The organism is Halomonas sp. SSL-5 (assembly GCF_030708455.1).
GTDB lineage: Bacteria > Pseudomonadota > Gammaproteobacteria > Pseudomonadales > Halomonadaceae > Halomonas.
The window spans coordinates 27,832-40,112 of record NZ_JAUYWF010000007.1 but is presented as its reverse complement, the minus strand read 5'-3'; the positions used below and the strand labels follow the sequence as shown (position 1 = coordinate 40,112).

Genomic DNA, 12,281 nt, shown 5'->3' with positions numbered 1-12,281 from the left:
CCTATGCCCCTTCCGTTGCCTGATCGTTGCGTCTTGTTGCCTTCGTTGTTGCGTTGCCGTTGCCTGGCATCGGTACCCCTTCGCGCCATATCTGCCCCACCCTGGCTTTATCGATGCTCGGCAGCTTGCGCTGCCACTCCTCGAAAATCGCCAGCCTGGCGGAGCGGTTGCGGCCCTTGCGCATCTCCCGGGCGACGAAGCGGCATTGGCATTCGATGGTCCATGCCTCCGGGGTCATGCCCTCGGGTCGCCGGCCGTAGATCACGCCACCTCCTCGATCAGCACGTAGCAGCGCCCGCCCTTGATCACCGGGCGTCGCACGATCGTCAGGCTGTCCACCAGCTCGTCGTCCACCCACACCCCAGCCTCGGTGATCGCGTCGAGGATCGCCTTGCTGTAGTTGTCGATGTCTCTCTTGCGCCGGCATGGCGGCCACAGGTCGATCTCCACCGACAGCCGGCCATCGAGCGGCTCGCCGCCGAACTGCTCAGCGATCAGGCGCACCGCCTCCTCCCGGTACTGGCGGCCCCGCTTACTGGTGATCTTTCGCCCCCGGGCCACGGTGGTGATGTTGTTCACCGCTGGCGGGAACGGCAGCTCGAGCTCAATCATCCCGCCCCCGCATCCAGCCGGCGTCATCGAGATCCTTGGTCACGCACCACACCACCAGCACCTGAAAGCCGATGGTGACGGAGACGCCCACAGCGAGGCCGATCATGAAAGTGGTCATCGGGTGCATCTCAATCTCCCTCAGTCTGGTGGAAGCCCTGCTTCATCAGCCCATAGCCGAGATCCAATGCGGCATCCGCCAGCGCCTTGGATACCATGACGGTCTCCACGTCCTTCAGTGGTTGTGTCGGGTCATCCCACTCGGCCACCTCTTTCGCCAACTTGGTGCCGGCCTTGCTCGAGATCATCTGCATGCAGCATCCTCCTCGCGCATCTCCTTCCAGCGCTTGAGCGCGCTCTCAATCTCGCCGATCACCCTCTCCTCGCTCTGCCCCTTGTCGGTCCAGCGCAGCAGTTTCTTGACCATCTGCTCCCGGGGTCCGCCGCCAGTGGCGTAGATGTCGCACACCCGGTACGGGTCCAGCTTCACCTCGGTGTAGCCGCGCGCGATGTCCTCATCGGTTATCGGTGCGCGGATGACGTGGCGGTAATGGCCGGCGGGGTCCGCCGCCTGCCGGTCGGCCAGGTCATCACGCTCCTGGAGGTGGCGGTCGGCCTTCTCCCAGCAGGCTGCGCAATAACCCGCCGGCACCCTGGCAGCCGCTGGGCGGCGGAACTCCATCTGGCACACGCCGCACTTGCCCTTGATCTCGAGCATCACTTCACCCCCTTGATGGTGATCACACCCAGCTCCACCAGGCGCCGCCATGTGCGCACCATGGCGCGGCGCTGGTACCACTCCCGATAGGATTCCTCGAACCGGTCCGGCCATGGCACGCGGCCGTCGAGCACGTCATGGCACGCGCCACAGCAGAACGCGGCGCTCAGGTCATCGCTCTTGCGCCCCATGCCGTGGCTCTCGTCCGGCAGGTGGGCCAGCACCGTGGTCGCCGGATCGCGATTGCACACGCCCAGGATCTCCACCGTGCAGGCTTCGCCCTGGGCAGCCCGGCGCATGGCCTGGCTCTCGATGCGAACCGGCTTCATGTAGTTCTGGTTCGGCAACATCAGCAGCCTCCCATAGCGACGCGATAGGCCAGGCCCGCGCACATCAACGTGATCGACAGCCCCATGGCGATCTCGAACAGGTCGATATTCATGCCGCCTTCGCCTCCTGGTATTCCTCATAGACGGCCAGCGCCGGCTCGCTCCACTGCACGCCCAGCTCCACGCCGGTGCTGTACAGAAACTCCACGAACTGGGCGGCCTCGGCCTTGCGGAACTTGGTGGTGGTCGGCCTGACGTAGACGGCCTCCTGGCTCTTCCAGTCCCAGACCTTCTCCCCGGGATGGGCCAGCGGTGTACCGGCCTCCTCCATCTCGAGAGCGAACTGGTTGACCAGCACGGCCTTGACGCCTTCTGGCGTGTTGGCACGGAAGCACTGCCGGCGGATGTCGCCGATCATGGCGTGGTATTTCTCCTCCTGGAGGCGGGTCTTGCCCGGCCGGCGGATCACCACCTCCACCGCACCGGCCCGGATGCCCTTGCACACCATCTGCCAGACCGTGGCCATCGTGGCGCGAAGGTCGCCCACGCCCCGAATGACGTAGACCAGCTCCTTGCTCATCCCCACCCCCTTGGCTTCCAGTCGCCGATGCGCCATGCGCCATACGCGAGGGCGACGCATATCGCAGCCGACACAAAGCTGCCTTGGATGACATGCACAAAAGCGAGCGTCCCGTTGGCTCCGCTGATGGCGTACATCGCCTTGTCTGCAATCTGCTGTGCTTTGCTCACGCCTCACCTCCCGCCGCCAGCAGCTGCTCGCCGGTCTCCACCAGCCACGCCAGCTCCTCGGCCGCCCCCGCCTCACCTCGGTCATAGGCCGCCTTCACTTCGACGAACAGCGCCGAGTGCATCGCCGCGCAGCGGTGGAGCAGCTCCCGGGGCACGGCCGGATGCCGGGCGCTCGCCGTCACCACTTGAGGCTCGGGGGTAGGCTCGGGCATCACCACCGGCGCCTCATCGGCCAGGTCGGCACACAGCCCGCGTGTCGTCGGCACATAGCCACCGGGCGACGCACTGACCATGCCCTTCTCTCGCAGTCGGCGAAGGGCGCCGGCCACCGCCTGGCGTTCGGCCTGGGCAGTGGCGTTGCAGGCGATGGCGATCATGCGCTCGCTCACCGCGCGTCGGGTCTGCTTGTGCTCATCGCGGATGGCGGCCAGGGCCTCACGTTCGTAGCGGGTCATGCGGCACCATCCTCGCCACCCCAGGCGCTGATCATCCGGTACTCATGGGGCCTCGCAGCGCCAGGGCCTGGCACCTCCCGGCTGACGATGGTCTGCCCCATGGCGCGCAGCTCGCGGATGCGGGCGCTGATGCCGGCGTGGCTGTCCATGCGGTTGAAGCGCGACAGGATCGATTCGCCGATCTCGTGCAGCTGCAGCCAGTATTCCGCATCGCGGAGGACAAGGTAGGTGCGGCCCAGCTGGGACTCGGGGTTATCGAGCCGGCGCGGCGTACGACGAAGCGGGGTGACGTTGCTCATGCGACCTCCTGCTGGTACCGGGTGGACTGGCCATAGCCGCGGCGCAGCGACTCGCGCTCCCTGTAACGCTCGCGGTGGTAGGGTGAGGCGTTGATCGTGCGCGCGGCCCAGGCCGGCGACACGCCCAGGCGTTCAGCAATCTCCGGCGTGGTCAGGTCCTGCATGGCCAGCATCAGGCAGCGCTCGACGTAGATCGGCGGCAGCTTCTGGGTGTGGCCGCGACTATTGCCCTCGGTCAGTCCCAAGCGCACCGCCTTGTCCTTGCACGCCAGCCGGGTGCGGCGCGGCTCTCCCGGCAGCTCGTTGGCGATGCGCTGGAACGTCCAGCCGTGCCGCCCGTAGTGCAGAATCAGGAAGTCCATCTGCTCGTCGCTCCACACGTCGTCACGCGGCTTGCGGATCTTCCGGTGCTTACAGCGGCTGCGGATCGACTCCAGCGGGCGCCCCATCATCGCGGCGATCTGGCGATGGGTGACGCCCTCGAGCACCAGGGTCTCCAGCTGCTCGTCCTGCTCGGGGCTCCACGCCACCCAGGTCTTTGGCTTACGCATCACGCCACCCCCTTCTTGCTGCCCATGTTGGCTATCAGGCCTTGCAAGCTGCTGTCGGTCAGGCGCTTCACCTCGGTGCCGTTGGCCAGGGCCTCGCGCCCGGTCTCCATCACGCGCATGGCGCGCTGCTGGTTGCCTATCACGGCAATGTCCTTACCGGGCAAGGCGCCCCGGGTGTGCTGCCCGATCTGTGCGTTCTGCTGGGTAGCGGCGCCCGCCAGGAAGGCCGGCCAGTTCTCGGGGCGATGCACGGCATAGGCCCGGTACTGCGCCTCGAAGCGCTGGCGAAGCCACACCATGTCCTTCTCGCTCTCGACCATGGCAATCTTGGTCCAGCCCCCGATGCGCTCGATGGCGGCGTGGATTAACGGGTCATCGAATGCCACGTCCCGGTAGTGGCCCACACTGCGAATTGCGCGCTCCACCTTGGCCCATGCCTGCAGGGTGCGACTCTGGCTATCGCCGCGGGCGAACTTGATCACGTCGCCTGGCTTGGGCGGAAACTGCCCGGTGTCCGGGCTCTGAATGTGCAGGGTCAGGGCGCGGCGGATCTCGTCCAGGTCCAACTTCTCGAGGGCGCGATACACCAGCTCGATGGTCCCCGGCGTGACGCTGCGGTTATAGATCTCCTGCGCCTGGCTCCACACCTCGGCGAATGCTTCAAAGTCTTGCTCGGTCATCACCAGTGCCCCCCGTCGTTGTCGAGCAGGTCGCCCGCGTCGTCGGGGCGGCGCTGGCGGCGAGCCACGGCCTCGCGAATGGCCTGCTGGTTTGCGGCATGCAGCCGCTCGGCTTGATTCATCCCGGAACCTGGACGCTGCTGGCTGCCCAGTCGGCGAGCCAGCCAATCGGCCTTCACGCCTTGCCAGCCGGCGAGAACGGTCTCGTCCAGCGCTTGATCGGCGGTCAGGTCAGGGATGCGCTCGGCGGCGCGCAGCGCCTCGTTGACGTTGAGCACCAGGGCGCGCTGGGTTAGCGGTTTCTTCAGCGCCTTGCGGTGCTCGATGAATCCCTGGACCGCCTCTGCCGTGACATCGTCAGGGAGGTTGCTCAGGTCGAGCTGGGTGGGTTTGGCCTTGGGCTTCGCCGGCTTTCCGCCGGATGGCTTGGCTTTCGGCTTAGGCGAGGGTCCTTCCCCCTCGACCGAAGGGAGAGGGGGTATGTCTTTAGTTTCTTTCGGTGTCTCCCCATCTTGGGGTGACTTAGATACCCCACTTTGGGGAATCTTTCCCCAATCTGGATCGGCATTCCGTTTTGGGGTAGCTCGTGACTTCTGGGCGGAGAAATCCCACTCTTCGATAGCCTTATTGATGCGGACCGGGCTTTGTCCGCCGCCACGACGAATGAGCACGCGCTTGCGGATCAGGCCATTGAGCGTCTCGGAACACTTCCCCTCGGACAGGCCGGTCATCTCGCTGAACACAGACGCAGCGATCCAGTCCTCGGCCTTGTTCCAGCCGTATGTGAGGCGCTCCACAACACGGATGATCCGTGCCTCGCGACTGGTTAACGGCGACCGGGCGAATGCCTCAACAAGAGGATTGGCCGTTCGGGTGAAACCGTCTTCCACCTGAATACTCCTGCCCGACCTCTCAGGGCCCGGCGATTGGGCGTCATCACGACGCTCAGGAAACTGGATAATCTCGGCTGTATCGCTCATACTTCACCTATCACTTTTGGTGGTATCTGAAGCCCGGCATGCTCCCCCAGCAGCGCCGGGCTTTCTCTTTCCGGCCCCCGGACTCACAGGGCCTCCTACCGGAACGACCGGGCTCACACCCGGCCGCCCTCCAGCACTTCCAATGTCGGCTTGCGATGGCGCAGCGCGTAGAGCTGCCCCTGCAGGTCCGTCAGGCACTCCTCCAGCACCGCATCGCACAGCGTCATGCCGCGCTGCTGTGCCTGCTGCCTGGCTGCCTGCTTGGCCTCCGGGGTCATGCGCTCCACCGCCATGGCCACCACCTCTCGATCGATCACATCGTCCTCCTGGGCCCTGTCAGGCCGTTGCGGGTTGTGCCACCTTGCTGAGCAAGCGGCGTTCAGCGGTGCGGGCCAGCAGATCGGCCAGCGCCTCGCGGGAGCCGGCGTCCAGGGGCTTACCCTCGGCCAGGTCGGCCAGCAAGCGAGCCTGATGCTCGCGGCGGGCCTGCATACCCTCGATGACCAGCTCGCGCAGCAGTGGCGCCAGTCGGCCCTCGGTGGTCATGGCCGCCGCCCGCTCGATGTCCTCGAGCTCGGCGTCGGTGAATCTCACCTTCACGACGTGTTGCAGGTGTTCGCCCTCCGGCTTCCGGCGGCGATCTTCGGTCAGGTATCGGGACATGAATGCACCTCTCTACCTTGGGAATGACGCGGCCTTCACAGGCGGGCGATGGGAATCAAGCGGCCTTGATGGACCGGCTTGCGAAGATGTCAGGACGCAGCCCCTCGATGGTCAGGGCGCCCTTGGAGGCATCCTCCAGGCGCTTTGCCAGCTCGAGGGAGGCCTTGCGGTGGCCGCCAGCCAACTGCCACAGATGAGCGACAGAAGTGCCGGCACGGTCCGCCAGCGCCTGGCGCTCATCGTTGTTGGTCTGGCCGAGCCAGTCGCGAAGCTGTTGGGACATGGTGTTCTCCTCCGTGATGCTCATAATTTAGCGTTGCGCTAATCATTTTGCAAGCATGGAGTTAGCGGCGTGCTTATTTATCACCGCGCTAATGGCTGCGATTCTGGAGATATGGACATACACGAGATTCGCAGGGCGAACCTGCTGCGCCTGATGCGCGGAAGGACCAAGGCAGCGTGTGCCGACAAGTGGGATACGTCGGCATCTACGATCAGCCAGATCACCTCCAAGAACCCGAACAGGAACCTGGGGGATCAGCTCGCCAGGAAGATAGAGCGCGCGGAAGGGTTGGCGCCTGGGTGGCTGGACGTTGAGCAGCGCGGCCTTGAGCTGGCGTCGAGCCGCGCGCCTTACGCCCCGGAGAGCAATGCCGAGATGCTCGACGTGGAAATCGTGGAAGGCGACGAGCCGCTGCGCCCTGACGAGGTGTGGCTGCCGATCTACAGGGAGGTCGAGTTCGCCGCAGGGAATGGAGCCACCAAGGTGATCGAGAACCATGGCGCCCAGGAGCGTTTCAGCCTGCCCCGCCTGGCCAGATCAGGCGTACAGCCGGAGAATGCCGCCCTGGCCGTGGCCAAGGGCGACTCCATGACACCGGCGATTCTCGATGGCGCCACCATCGGCATCGACAAGGGGTGCCGCACGATCCAAGACGGCCAGGTCTACGCCCTCGATCACGACGGCATGCTCAGGATCAAGCGCCTGTATCGTCTGCCTCCGGGGCGCATGCGCGTGGTCAGCGAGAACTGCGAGGAGTACCCGGAGGAGATCTATCACACCGGCGATCCCGATGCCCCGCGGATTCTCGGCAAGGTGTTCTGGGTGGAGAACTTCCTATGATCCGCCCTTTCATTCGGACCGGCCTTGCGGTGTTCCTACTGGCCGTCGGCTTTGCCTTCGGCCTGATGTGGAAGGACCGCGTGACGTTTGTCACCGCCGAGGAGGCATGGTCAAGCCAGAACCTCTGCATGCTCTACTTCGCCGAACAAGCGCCCACCTCGCGGGGTGCAGAAATTGGCGTCCAGCTTTGTCGCCGCGTGATCGAATAGCCTTCAAGTAGTTCGCTCGCAGTCATACCAGCCCGCCCTCCGAGGCGGGTTTTTTGCGCCCGGGAGAAAATATTTAGCGTTGCGCTATTGACGAAACTTTAGCGCCTCGCTAACTTTAGCAGCACGAACACGGCGCAGCCGGTTCCGGCCCCACCAGGGCCGCGCTCTTTACACAACTCGACGCAAGACACGCACAGCCATCCCGCATGCGGAGACGTGAAGGCCCCAGAGAGGCCGGCGTCGCGGGGCGCTCCATGACAGACGTTGGGGCGTCGTGCTGCTGGGGGACACCTGCCTCAGGAGCTATCGCTGGCGACAGCAGCTGTGCGTGAAGAACGCTGGCCATCGAGCGTATCGGTGGCCATCGGTAAGCATCTCGTCGCCTTCCTGCCTGTTGCTGCGGCGGGGTGCTTTCCGATGCACCACACCCACTTTCCTCAGGAGGTCACCATGCTTCAGCAAGCCTGCCGCGACCTGAACAAGGTCATCGGCACCATCAATGCCGGACTTCACGACGACATCGAGGCGCAGCGCGCCAAGAACATCGCCGATGCCCGGGGCTGCGACCAGCTGCCCTTAGCCGTCGAGCAGCGTCTGCGCGAGATCGTCACCGCCACCTTCAAGTTCGGGCCCGGAGCTACCACCGAGTGGTTCTGCATCCGCTGGCCCGGACAGGGAGACCGCTTCATCACCGCCTCTCCCTACTGGATCAAGCGAAACCGGCAGAGCCATACCTTCGAGGTGGTGCGGGGCACCCAGCCCATCGCCCGCTTCACTCGCCAGAAGAACAAGGGTGAGCTCTACGCCAACCTCGCCGAGGCCATCGAGAGCGACCTGCTTGGGGAGGCGACATGACGCCAATCACCAAGCACCAATCCCGCATTCGCAACGACTATCGCGCCACCAGACGCTATGCCAAGCGCCGCGACATCGACGCCTACCTCGAGCGCCGACGGCTGGAGAGGCAGCTACAGGAGCCCGTCGCATGAGTTCTCGCTACCTGATCGTCGAGACGCCAAGCCAGCGGCCCAGGGTGCCGCGCTGCGATCTCGGCCCGCACATCAGCCGCAAGGCTGCCAAAGCCGAGGCCGCCCGCCAGGGTCTGGCCGACTTCACCATCGTTCCGATCAAGAGGAGGTCCGCATGATCACCGAGGACCAGGTCGCCTACATCATGCTGATCGTCTTCACGGTCGGCGCCTTCGCTGCCTTCGCCCACTTCGCCGACAGGAGGAAGTCGTGAGCAAGATCATCGCCCCGCCGCTAGATCCCATCATCGCACCGGCACGACGCCGCCCCGAGGACGCTCCACTGACCGCCGAGCAGGCACGCAATGCCCGGCGATACGCCGAATACGTGCAGCGCCGACAAGGCGTCAAGGAGCCGCTCATCCAATTACGGAGAATCTGATGCTCGACCCGCGCCATGCCAAGCCAGTCATCCGTCATCTCGAGAAGGTAGGCGGCACCGACGTTGTCATCGTGGGCCATGAGGCCTACGAGATCCGCGTGCGCAAGCTGGACGAAGACACCGTTCACGACGCCATCCGCAAGGTTATCGAGCAAGAGCCACAGAAGGAGACACCCCATGACCCCGAATCAGCGTGAAGTGCTCGTCGGCATCCAGGCGCTCGCCCTGGCCGTGCCCAAGCAGACCGGCCTGCGCATCCGCCATGAGGTGCGCGCCGACATTCACCACAGCACCGGCCAGGCCTACACAGTCAGCGAGGTGCGCATCGTCGATCGGAACCTCACGGAGCTGCACAAGACCGTGGTGCAGATCGACGAGGACGGACACGACGAGGTGCCCACCCTGCTCTATCTGCCGGACGGCACCGACTACGGCGAGCGCACCTTGACCCAGCAGCGCGACGAGCTGGTCGAGTTCATCGCCACCCATCGCAAGCAGGAGGCCGCCGCATGAAGAATGCAGATATGCCGGCGATGCCGTCAGGCATCCGAGAAGACTACAACAACCTCGCCCAAGAGCCGTTAAACCTCGGCCTCACCAAGCGCGAGTTTTTCGCCGCGATGGCGATGCAGGGGCTTCTCGCTTGCCCTGGCGTGAGTGCCACCAACAGGCACATTGCCATCGAATCCGTTGACTGCGCCGACGAGCTACTGGCCGCACTGGGGAAGCCGAAATGATGCACACGCATATCGCCGGCATCCCCTGCCAGGTCGATGTCACCCACTACGAGGCCCACGACCCGGGCAGCTGGCACGAGCCGCCCAGCGGTGGAGAAATCGCGTTCGATGTCTACGACCGCCGCGGATACCCGGCTGCCTGGCTGGAAAGGAAGGTCACCGAGGACGACGAGGTGCGGATCTTCGCGGAGTGGGAGGCCGATCTAAAAGCCGCGCGCGATGACGCCCGCATCGAGGCCTACGTCGATCAGCTGTTGAGCGCATGAAAAAGCCCCGTTTCCTGGTGGGCAGGAGACGGGGCCGAGCGATTCACGACAGGAATCACCACGGAGAATAGCACATGAGCGCAATCACGCGACAAGGCGGCAACGGCTTCGCCATGCAGCCGCAGAACCTCGACGAGGCCATGCGCCTCGCCAGCATGTTGGCTCACAGCAACATGGTGCCCAAGGCCTACCAGGGGAAGGAGCAGGACACCCTGGTCGCCATGATGATGGGCTCCGAGCTGGGCCTGAACCCTATCCAGTCGCTGCAGAACATCGCGGTGATCAACGGAAAGCCGGCCATCTACGGCGATGCGCTGCTGGCCCTGGTGCAGATCAACCCCCGCTTCGGTGGCCATGAGGAAAGCTTCGACGACGCCAGCATGACCGCCACCTGCACCGTATGGCGCAAGGGCGATGCCAATTCGCACACCGTCACCTTCAGCCAGGCTGACGCCGAGCGTGCCGGACTGTGGGGCAAGCAGGGCCCGTGGCAGAGCTACCCGAAGCGCATGCTGATGTGGCGCGCCCGCGGCTACGCGCTGCGCGACAAGTTCGCCGACGCCCTGGGCGGCCTGATCACCGTGGAGGAGGCGCGCGACATTCCCAGCGAGCGCGAGGAGCGCGACGTTACCCCGCAGCACCAGCCGCGCCAGGAGCCGGCCGCCCTGCCTCATTACCCAGCCGACTCCTTCGAGACCAATCTGCCGAAGTGGCAGGCCGCCATCGAGGCCGGCAAGCGCACGCCAGAGCAGATCATTGCCATGGTCGAGAGCAAAGCCGCGCTGACCGACGAGCAGAAACAGCAGATCCGCAGCACTACCGAGGAGGCCGCATGATCACGCATACCGTCCGCCAAGGCACCGACGACTGGCACGCCCTGCGCGCCAATCACTTCACCGCCAGCGAGGCCCCGGCAATGGCCGGGGTCAGCAAGTACCAGAGCCGCGCCGAGCTGCTCAAGCAGAAGTACACCGGCGAGATCCCCGAGGTCACGCCCGCCCAGCAACGCCTGTTCGACAAGGGCCATGCCGCCGAGGCCGCGGCCCGGACTCTCGCCGAGGAGATCATCGGCGAGGAGCTGTACCCGATTACTGGCACCAGCGAGGAGCATCCGCACCTCCTGGCCAGCCTGGACGGCTGCACCATGCTCGAGGACGTGATCTGGGAGCATAAATTGCTCAACGAGGATCTGGCCGCCGCGGTGCGCGCCGAGGAGCTGCCCGAGCACTACCTGGTGCAGATGGACCAGCAGCTCCTCGTCAGCGGCGCCGACAAGTGCCTGTTCATGTGCAGCGACGGCACCCGGGAGAACGCGGCTTGGTGCTGGCACTACCCGGACGAGGCGCGCTTCAATCGCCTGCTCGCCGGCTGGCAGCAGTTCCGCCAGGACCTCGCCGACTACCAGCCCCAGGCGCAGCAGGTCGCCGCCCAGGGCGAGGCGCCCGAGGCCCTGCCCGCGATCAAGATCGACCTGGCCGGCATGGTCAAGGCCAGCAACCTGCCGCAGTTCAAGGCCCAGGCTATGGCCATGATCGAGGGCATCCGCACCGAGCTGACCACTGACCAGCACTTCGCCGATGCCGCGGAGACGGTCAAGTTCCTGCAGAAAGGCGAGAAACAGCTCGAGGCCAGCAAGCAGGCGGCGCTCGAGCAGACCGCCAGCATCGCCGAGCTGTTCAGCACCATCGACGAGCTGCGCGAGACCATGCGCCAGAAGCGCCTGCAGCTCGACAAACTGGTGAAGGCCGAGAAGGAGAACCGCCGGCTGGAGATCCAGCAGAAGGCGGTAAAGACCTTCGATGAGTGGCTGGTCGGTCTCGACACGCCGGTTCCGATCAATGACACGTTCGACGTGGCAGGCGCCATGAAGGGCAAGAAGACCATCGATACCCTGCAGGCCGCCGCCGATGACGAGGTGGCGCGCGCCAAGGTCGCCGCCACCCAGGAGGCGCACCGCCTGGCCGACAACAAGGCGCTGATCGAGAAACACCAGGGCGACTACGCCTTCCTGTTCAGCGACTGGCGCGACCTGATCCAGCGGGATGCCGAGTTCATCAAGCTCCAGGTCGAGAACCGCATCGCCCATCACAAACAGGAGGAGCAGAAGAAACTCGACGCCGAGCGCGAGCGCATCCGCCAGGAGGAGGAAGCCAAGGCGAAGGCCGAGGCCGATCGGAAGGCCGCGGAGAAGTCTCGAGAAGAAGCCCCGCCGGCGCATGTCGGCGTCGATCCCGGTGCTGGCGACGACAGGGCCGTCCGCCAGCCCATCGACACCAGCCGCATCACCCAGGCCGCGAGCAACTTCCAGCGCGGCAGCGAGGTGGCCAAGCCGGAGACGGTCGAGATCTCCCGCAAGGAGTACGAGGCGCTGCTGGCCGCCCGAGAGAAGCTCGATGCTCTGGAGGCTGCCGGCGTGGACAACTGGAGCGGCTACGACGACGCCATGGCCCAGCTCAGGGCCGCCTGACACCCACCCGGGGCCGTGAGGCCCCACCACTCGCCC

28 protein-coding genes are annotated in these 12,281 nt (G+C 65.3%); 12 read left to right on the top strand and 16 right to left on the bottom strand.

The window, feature by feature from the left end; all coding sequences use genetic code 11:
- Window position 1: 1 nt before the first annotated feature.
- The 16 genes from RAN53_RS09510 to RAN53_RS09435 form a co-directional block, all read right to left on the bottom strand.
- The gene (locus RAN53_RS09510) at window positions 2–265 is read right to left on the bottom strand and encodes a hypothetical protein (protein WP_305796580.1); all 264 of its coding nucleotides are present in this window, start codon (window positions 263–265) and stop codon (window positions 2–4) included.
- Window positions 262–612, bottom strand: coding sequence for a RusA family crossover junction endodeoxyribonuclease (locus RAN53_RS09505; protein WP_305796579.1), 351 nt, complete (start codon window positions 610–612; stop codon window positions 262–264). Before RAN53_RS09505 ends, RAN53_RS09510 begins: the two co-directional genes overlap by 4 nt.
- Complete coding sequence (locus RAN53_RS09500) at window positions 605–739, bottom strand: hypothetical protein (protein WP_305796578.1); 135 nt, start codon at window positions 737–739, stop codon at window positions 605–607. Before RAN53_RS09500 ends, RAN53_RS09505 begins: the two co-directional genes overlap by 8 nt.
- A 1-nt stretch (window position 740) precedes the next feature.
- Window positions 741–923 carry a hypothetical protein gene (locus RAN53_RS09495; RefSeq protein WP_305796577.1) on the bottom strand — a complete coding sequence of 61 codons (183 nt, stop codon included), beginning with the start codon at window positions 921–923 and terminating at the stop codon, window positions 741–743.
- Window positions 914–1,327 (bottom strand): hypothetical protein, encoded by a 414-nt coding sequence (locus RAN53_RS09490; RefSeq protein ID WP_305796576.1) that lies wholly within the window; start codon window positions 1,325–1,327, stop codon window positions 914–916. The genes RAN53_RS09495 and RAN53_RS09490 overlap by 10 nt, the downstream gene beginning before the upstream one ends.
- The gene (locus RAN53_RS09485; RefSeq protein WP_305796575.1) at window positions 1,327–1,677 is read right to left on the bottom strand and encodes a nuclease domain-containing protein; all 351 of its coding nucleotides are present in this window, start codon (window positions 1,675–1,677) and stop codon (window positions 1,327–1,329) included. Before RAN53_RS09485 ends, RAN53_RS09490 begins: the two co-directional genes overlap by 1 nt.
- Before the next feature lie 88 nt (window positions 1,678–1,765).
- Window positions 1,766–2,236 (bottom strand): hypothetical protein, encoded by a 471-nt coding sequence (locus RAN53_RS09480; protein ID WP_305796574.1) that lies wholly within the window; start codon window positions 2,234–2,236, stop codon window positions 1,766–1,768.
- Complete coding sequence (locus RAN53_RS09475) at window positions 2,233–2,406, bottom strand: hypothetical protein (RefSeq protein WP_305796573.1); 174 nt, start codon at window positions 2,404–2,406, stop codon at window positions 2,233–2,235. The genes RAN53_RS09480 and RAN53_RS09475 overlap by 4 nt, the downstream gene beginning before the upstream one ends.
- Window positions 2,403–2,861, bottom strand: a complete 459-nt coding sequence (locus RAN53_RS09470) for a hypothetical protein (protein WP_305796572.1) — start codon at window positions 2,859–2,861, stop codon at window positions 2,403–2,405. The genes RAN53_RS09475 and RAN53_RS09470 overlap by 4 nt, the downstream gene beginning before the upstream one ends.
- On the bottom strand, window positions 2,858–3,160 hold the full coding sequence (locus RAN53_RS09465; protein ID WP_305796571.1) for a hypothetical protein: 303 nt from the start codon (window positions 3,158–3,160) through the stop codon (window positions 2,858–2,860). Before RAN53_RS09465 ends, RAN53_RS09470 begins: the two co-directional genes overlap by 4 nt.
- On the bottom strand, window positions 3,157–3,711 hold the full coding sequence (locus RAN53_RS09460; RefSeq protein WP_305796570.1) for a hypothetical protein: 555 nt from the start codon (window positions 3,709–3,711) through the stop codon (window positions 3,157–3,159). The genes RAN53_RS09465 and RAN53_RS09460 overlap by 4 nt, the downstream gene beginning before the upstream one ends.
- On the bottom strand, window positions 3,711–4,391 hold the full coding sequence (locus tag RAN53_RS09455; protein WP_305796569.1) for a DUF6475 domain-containing protein: 681 nt from the start codon (window positions 4,389–4,391) through the stop codon (window positions 3,711–3,713). The genes RAN53_RS09460 and RAN53_RS09455 overlap by 1 nt, the downstream gene beginning before the upstream one ends.
- Complete coding sequence (locus RAN53_RS09450; RefSeq protein ID WP_305796568.1) at window positions 4,391–5,371, bottom strand: replication protein; 981 nt, start codon at window positions 5,369–5,371, stop codon at window positions 4,391–4,393. The genes RAN53_RS09455 and RAN53_RS09450 overlap by 1 nt, the downstream gene beginning before the upstream one ends.
- A gap of 113 nt (window positions 5,372–5,484) precedes the next feature.
- Window positions 5,485–5,688, bottom strand: a complete 204-nt coding sequence (locus tag RAN53_RS09445; protein WP_305796567.1) for a hypothetical protein — start codon at window positions 5,686–5,688, stop codon at window positions 5,485–5,487.
- Between the two features lie 19 nt (window positions 5,689–5,707).
- Window positions 5,708–6,034, bottom strand: a complete 327-nt coding sequence (locus RAN53_RS09440) for a hypothetical protein (RefSeq protein ID WP_305796566.1) — start codon at window positions 6,032–6,034, stop codon at window positions 5,708–5,710.
- A gap of 55 nt (window positions 6,035–6,089) precedes the next feature.
- Window positions 6,090–6,317 (bottom strand): YdaS family helix-turn-helix protein, encoded by a 228-nt coding sequence (locus RAN53_RS09435; RefSeq protein WP_305796565.1) that lies wholly within the window; start codon window positions 6,315–6,317, stop codon window positions 6,090–6,092.
- 375 nt (window positions 6,318–6,692) lie between these two features.
- On the opposite strand from RAN53_RS09435, the gene RAN53_RS09430 reads away from it, so the two are divergent.
- The 12 genes from RAN53_RS09430 (at window position 6,693) to RAN53_RS09375 (ending at window position 12,245) form a co-directional block, all read left to right on the top strand.
- Window positions 6,693–7,157 carry a helix-turn-helix transcriptional regulator gene (locus RAN53_RS09430; RefSeq protein WP_305796564.1) on the top strand — a complete coding sequence of 155 codons (465 nt, stop codon included), beginning with the start codon at window positions 6,693–6,695 and terminating at the stop codon, window positions 7,155–7,157.
- A complete protein-coding gene (locus RAN53_RS09425) occupies window positions 7,154–7,366 on the top strand; it encodes a hypothetical protein (protein ID WP_305796563.1) in 213 nt (70 codons plus the stop codon). Before RAN53_RS09430 ends, RAN53_RS09425 begins: the two co-directional genes overlap by 4 nt.
- A 450-nt stretch (window positions 7,367–7,816) precedes the next feature.
- Window positions 7,817–8,221 (top strand): hypothetical protein, encoded by a 405-nt coding sequence (locus tag RAN53_RS09420; RefSeq protein WP_305796562.1) that lies wholly within the window; start codon window positions 7,817–7,819, stop codon window positions 8,219–8,221.
- Window positions 8,218–8,355 carry a PA3496 family putative envelope integrity protein gene (locus RAN53_RS09415; RefSeq protein WP_305796561.1) on the top strand — a complete coding sequence of 46 codons (138 nt, stop codon included), beginning with the start codon at window positions 8,218–8,220 and terminating at the stop codon, window positions 8,353–8,355. Before RAN53_RS09420 ends, RAN53_RS09415 begins: the two co-directional genes overlap by 4 nt.
- Window positions 8,352–8,513, top strand: coding sequence for a hypothetical protein (locus tag RAN53_RS09410; RefSeq protein ID WP_305796560.1), 162 nt, complete (start codon window positions 8,352–8,354; stop codon window positions 8,511–8,513). The genes RAN53_RS09415 and RAN53_RS09410 overlap by 4 nt, the downstream gene beginning before the upstream one ends.
- 91 nt (window positions 8,514–8,604) lie before the next feature.
- Window positions 8,605–8,775, top strand: a complete 171-nt coding sequence (locus RAN53_RS09405; protein WP_305796559.1) for a hypothetical protein — start codon at window positions 8,605–8,607, stop codon at window positions 8,773–8,775.
- Window positions 8,775–8,972 carry a hypothetical protein gene (locus tag RAN53_RS09400; RefSeq protein ID WP_305796558.1) on the top strand — a complete coding sequence of 66 codons (198 nt, stop codon included), beginning with the start codon at window positions 8,775–8,777 and terminating at the stop codon, window positions 8,970–8,972. Before RAN53_RS09405 ends, RAN53_RS09400 begins: the two co-directional genes overlap by 1 nt.
- Entirely contained in the window at window positions 8,953–9,288 is a 336-nt protein-coding gene (locus tag RAN53_RS09395) for a hypothetical protein (protein ID WP_305796557.1), read from the top strand. Before RAN53_RS09400 ends, RAN53_RS09395 begins: the two co-directional genes overlap by 20 nt.
- Complete coding sequence (locus RAN53_RS09390; protein WP_305796556.1) at window positions 9,285–9,512, top strand: hypothetical protein; 228 nt, start codon at window positions 9,285–9,287, stop codon at window positions 9,510–9,512. The genes RAN53_RS09395 and RAN53_RS09390 overlap by 4 nt, the downstream gene beginning before the upstream one ends.
- Window positions 9,509–9,778 (top strand): hypothetical protein, encoded by a 270-nt coding sequence (locus RAN53_RS09385; protein WP_305796555.1) that lies wholly within the window; start codon window positions 9,509–9,511, stop codon window positions 9,776–9,778. Before RAN53_RS09390 ends, RAN53_RS09385 begins: the two co-directional genes overlap by 4 nt.
- Before the next feature lie 74 nt (window positions 9,779–9,852).
- Window positions 9,853–10,614: a recombinase RecT gene (locus RAN53_RS09380; RefSeq protein ID WP_305796554.1), complete on the top strand. Its 762-nt coding sequence runs from the start codon at window positions 9,853–9,855 to the stop codon at window positions 10,612–10,614.
- Complete coding sequence (locus RAN53_RS09375) at window positions 10,611–12,245, top strand: lambda-exonuclease family protein (RefSeq protein WP_305796553.1); 1,635 nt, start codon at window positions 10,611–10,613, stop codon at window positions 12,243–12,245. Before RAN53_RS09380 ends, RAN53_RS09375 begins: the two co-directional genes overlap by 4 nt.
- Window positions 12,246–12,281: the final 36 nt, after the last annotated feature.

What these genes read in the sequence shown, in the direction of transcription:
- RAN53_RS09435 (WP_305796565.1), bottom strand. Translation starts at nt 6,317, where the DNA reads ATGTCCCAACAGCTTCGCGACTGGCTCGGCCAGACCAACAACGATGAG.
- RAN53_RS09390 (WP_305796556.1), top strand. Translation starts at nt 9,285, where the DNA reads ATGAAGAATGCAGATATGCCGGCGATGCCGTCAGGCATCCGAGAAGAC.
- RAN53_RS09440 (WP_305796566.1), bottom strand. Translation starts at nt 6,034, where the DNA reads ATGTCCCGATACCTGACCGAAGATCGCCGCCGGAAGCCGGAGGGCGAA.
- RAN53_RS09480 (WP_305796574.1), bottom strand. Translation starts at nt 2,236, where the DNA reads ATGAGCAAGGAGCTGGTCTACGTCATTCGGGGCGTGGGCGACCTTCGC.
- RAN53_RS09485 (WP_305796575.1), bottom strand. Translation starts at nt 1,677, where the DNA reads ATGTTGCCGAACCAGAACTACATGAAGCCGGTTCGCATCGAGAGCCAG.
- RAN53_RS09420 (WP_305796562.1), top strand. Translation starts at nt 7,817, where the DNA reads ATGCTTCAGCAAGCCTGCCGCGACCTGAACAAGGTCATCGGCACCATC.
- RAN53_RS09425 (WP_305796563.1), top strand. Translation starts at nt 7,154, where the DNA reads ATGATCCGCCCTTTCATTCGGACCGGCCTTGCGGTGTTCCTACTGGCC.
- RAN53_RS09495 (WP_305796577.1), bottom strand. Translation starts at nt 923, where the DNA reads ATGCAGATGATCTCGAGCAAGGCCGGCACCAAGTTGGCGAAAGAGGTG.
- RAN53_RS09455 (WP_305796569.1), bottom strand. Translation starts at nt 4,391, where the DNA reads ATGACCGAGCAAGACTTTGAAGCATTCGCCGAGGTGTGGAGCCAGGCG.
- RAN53_RS09450 (WP_305796568.1), bottom strand. Translation starts at nt 5,371, where the DNA reads ATGAGCGATACAGCCGAGATTATCCAGTTTCCTGAGCGTCGTGATGAC.
- RAN53_RS09470 (WP_305796572.1), bottom strand. Translation starts at nt 2,861, where the DNA reads ATGACCCGCTACGAACGTGAGGCCCTGGCCGCCATCCGCGATGAGCAC.
- RAN53_RS09385 (WP_305796555.1), top strand. Translation starts at nt 9,509, where the DNA reads ATGATGCACACGCATATCGCCGGCATCCCCTGCCAGGTCGATGTCACC.
- RAN53_RS09465 (WP_305796571.1), bottom strand. Translation starts at nt 3,160, where the DNA reads ATGAGCAACGTCACCCCGCTTCGTCGTACGCCGCGCCGGCTCGATAAC.
- RAN53_RS09490 (WP_305796576.1), bottom strand. Translation starts at nt 1,327, where the DNA reads ATGCTCGAGATCAAGGGCAAGTGCGGCGTGTGCCAGATGGAGTTCCGC.
- RAN53_RS09395 (WP_305796557.1), top strand. Translation starts at nt 8,953, where the DNA reads ATGACCCCGAATCAGCGTGAAGTGCTCGTCGGCATCCAGGCGCTCGCC.
- RAN53_RS09400 (WP_305796558.1), top strand. Translation starts at nt 8,775, where the DNA reads ATGCTCGACCCGCGCCATGCCAAGCCAGTCATCCGTCATCTCGAGAAG.
- RAN53_RS09380 (WP_305796554.1), top strand. Translation starts at nt 9,853, where the DNA reads ATGAGCGCAATCACGCGACAAGGCGGCAACGGCTTCGCCATGCAGCCG.
- RAN53_RS09505 (WP_305796579.1), bottom strand. Translation starts at nt 612, where the DNA reads ATGATTGAGCTCGAGCTGCCGTTCCCGCCAGCGGTGAACAACATCACC.
- RAN53_RS09460 (WP_305796570.1), bottom strand. Translation starts at nt 3,711, where the DNA reads ATGCGTAAGCCAAAGACCTGGGTGGCGTGGAGCCCCGAGCAGGACGAG.
- RAN53_RS09410 (WP_305796560.1), top strand. Translation starts at nt 8,352, where the DNA reads ATGAGTTCTCGCTACCTGATCGTCGAGACGCCAAGCCAGCGGCCCAGG.
- RAN53_RS09500 (WP_305796578.1), bottom strand. Translation starts at nt 739, where the DNA reads ATGCACCCGATGACCACTTTCATGATCGGCCTCGCTGTGGGCGTCTCC.
- RAN53_RS09430 (WP_305796564.1), top strand. Translation starts at nt 6,693, where the DNA reads ATGCTCGACGTGGAAATCGTGGAAGGCGACGAGCCGCTGCGCCCTGAC.
- RAN53_RS09415 (WP_305796561.1), top strand. Translation starts at nt 8,218, where the DNA reads ATGACGCCAATCACCAAGCACCAATCCCGCATTCGCAACGACTATCGC.
- RAN53_RS09375 (WP_305796553.1), top strand. Translation starts at nt 10,611, where the DNA reads ATGATCACGCATACCGTCCGCCAAGGCACCGACGACTGGCACGCCCTG.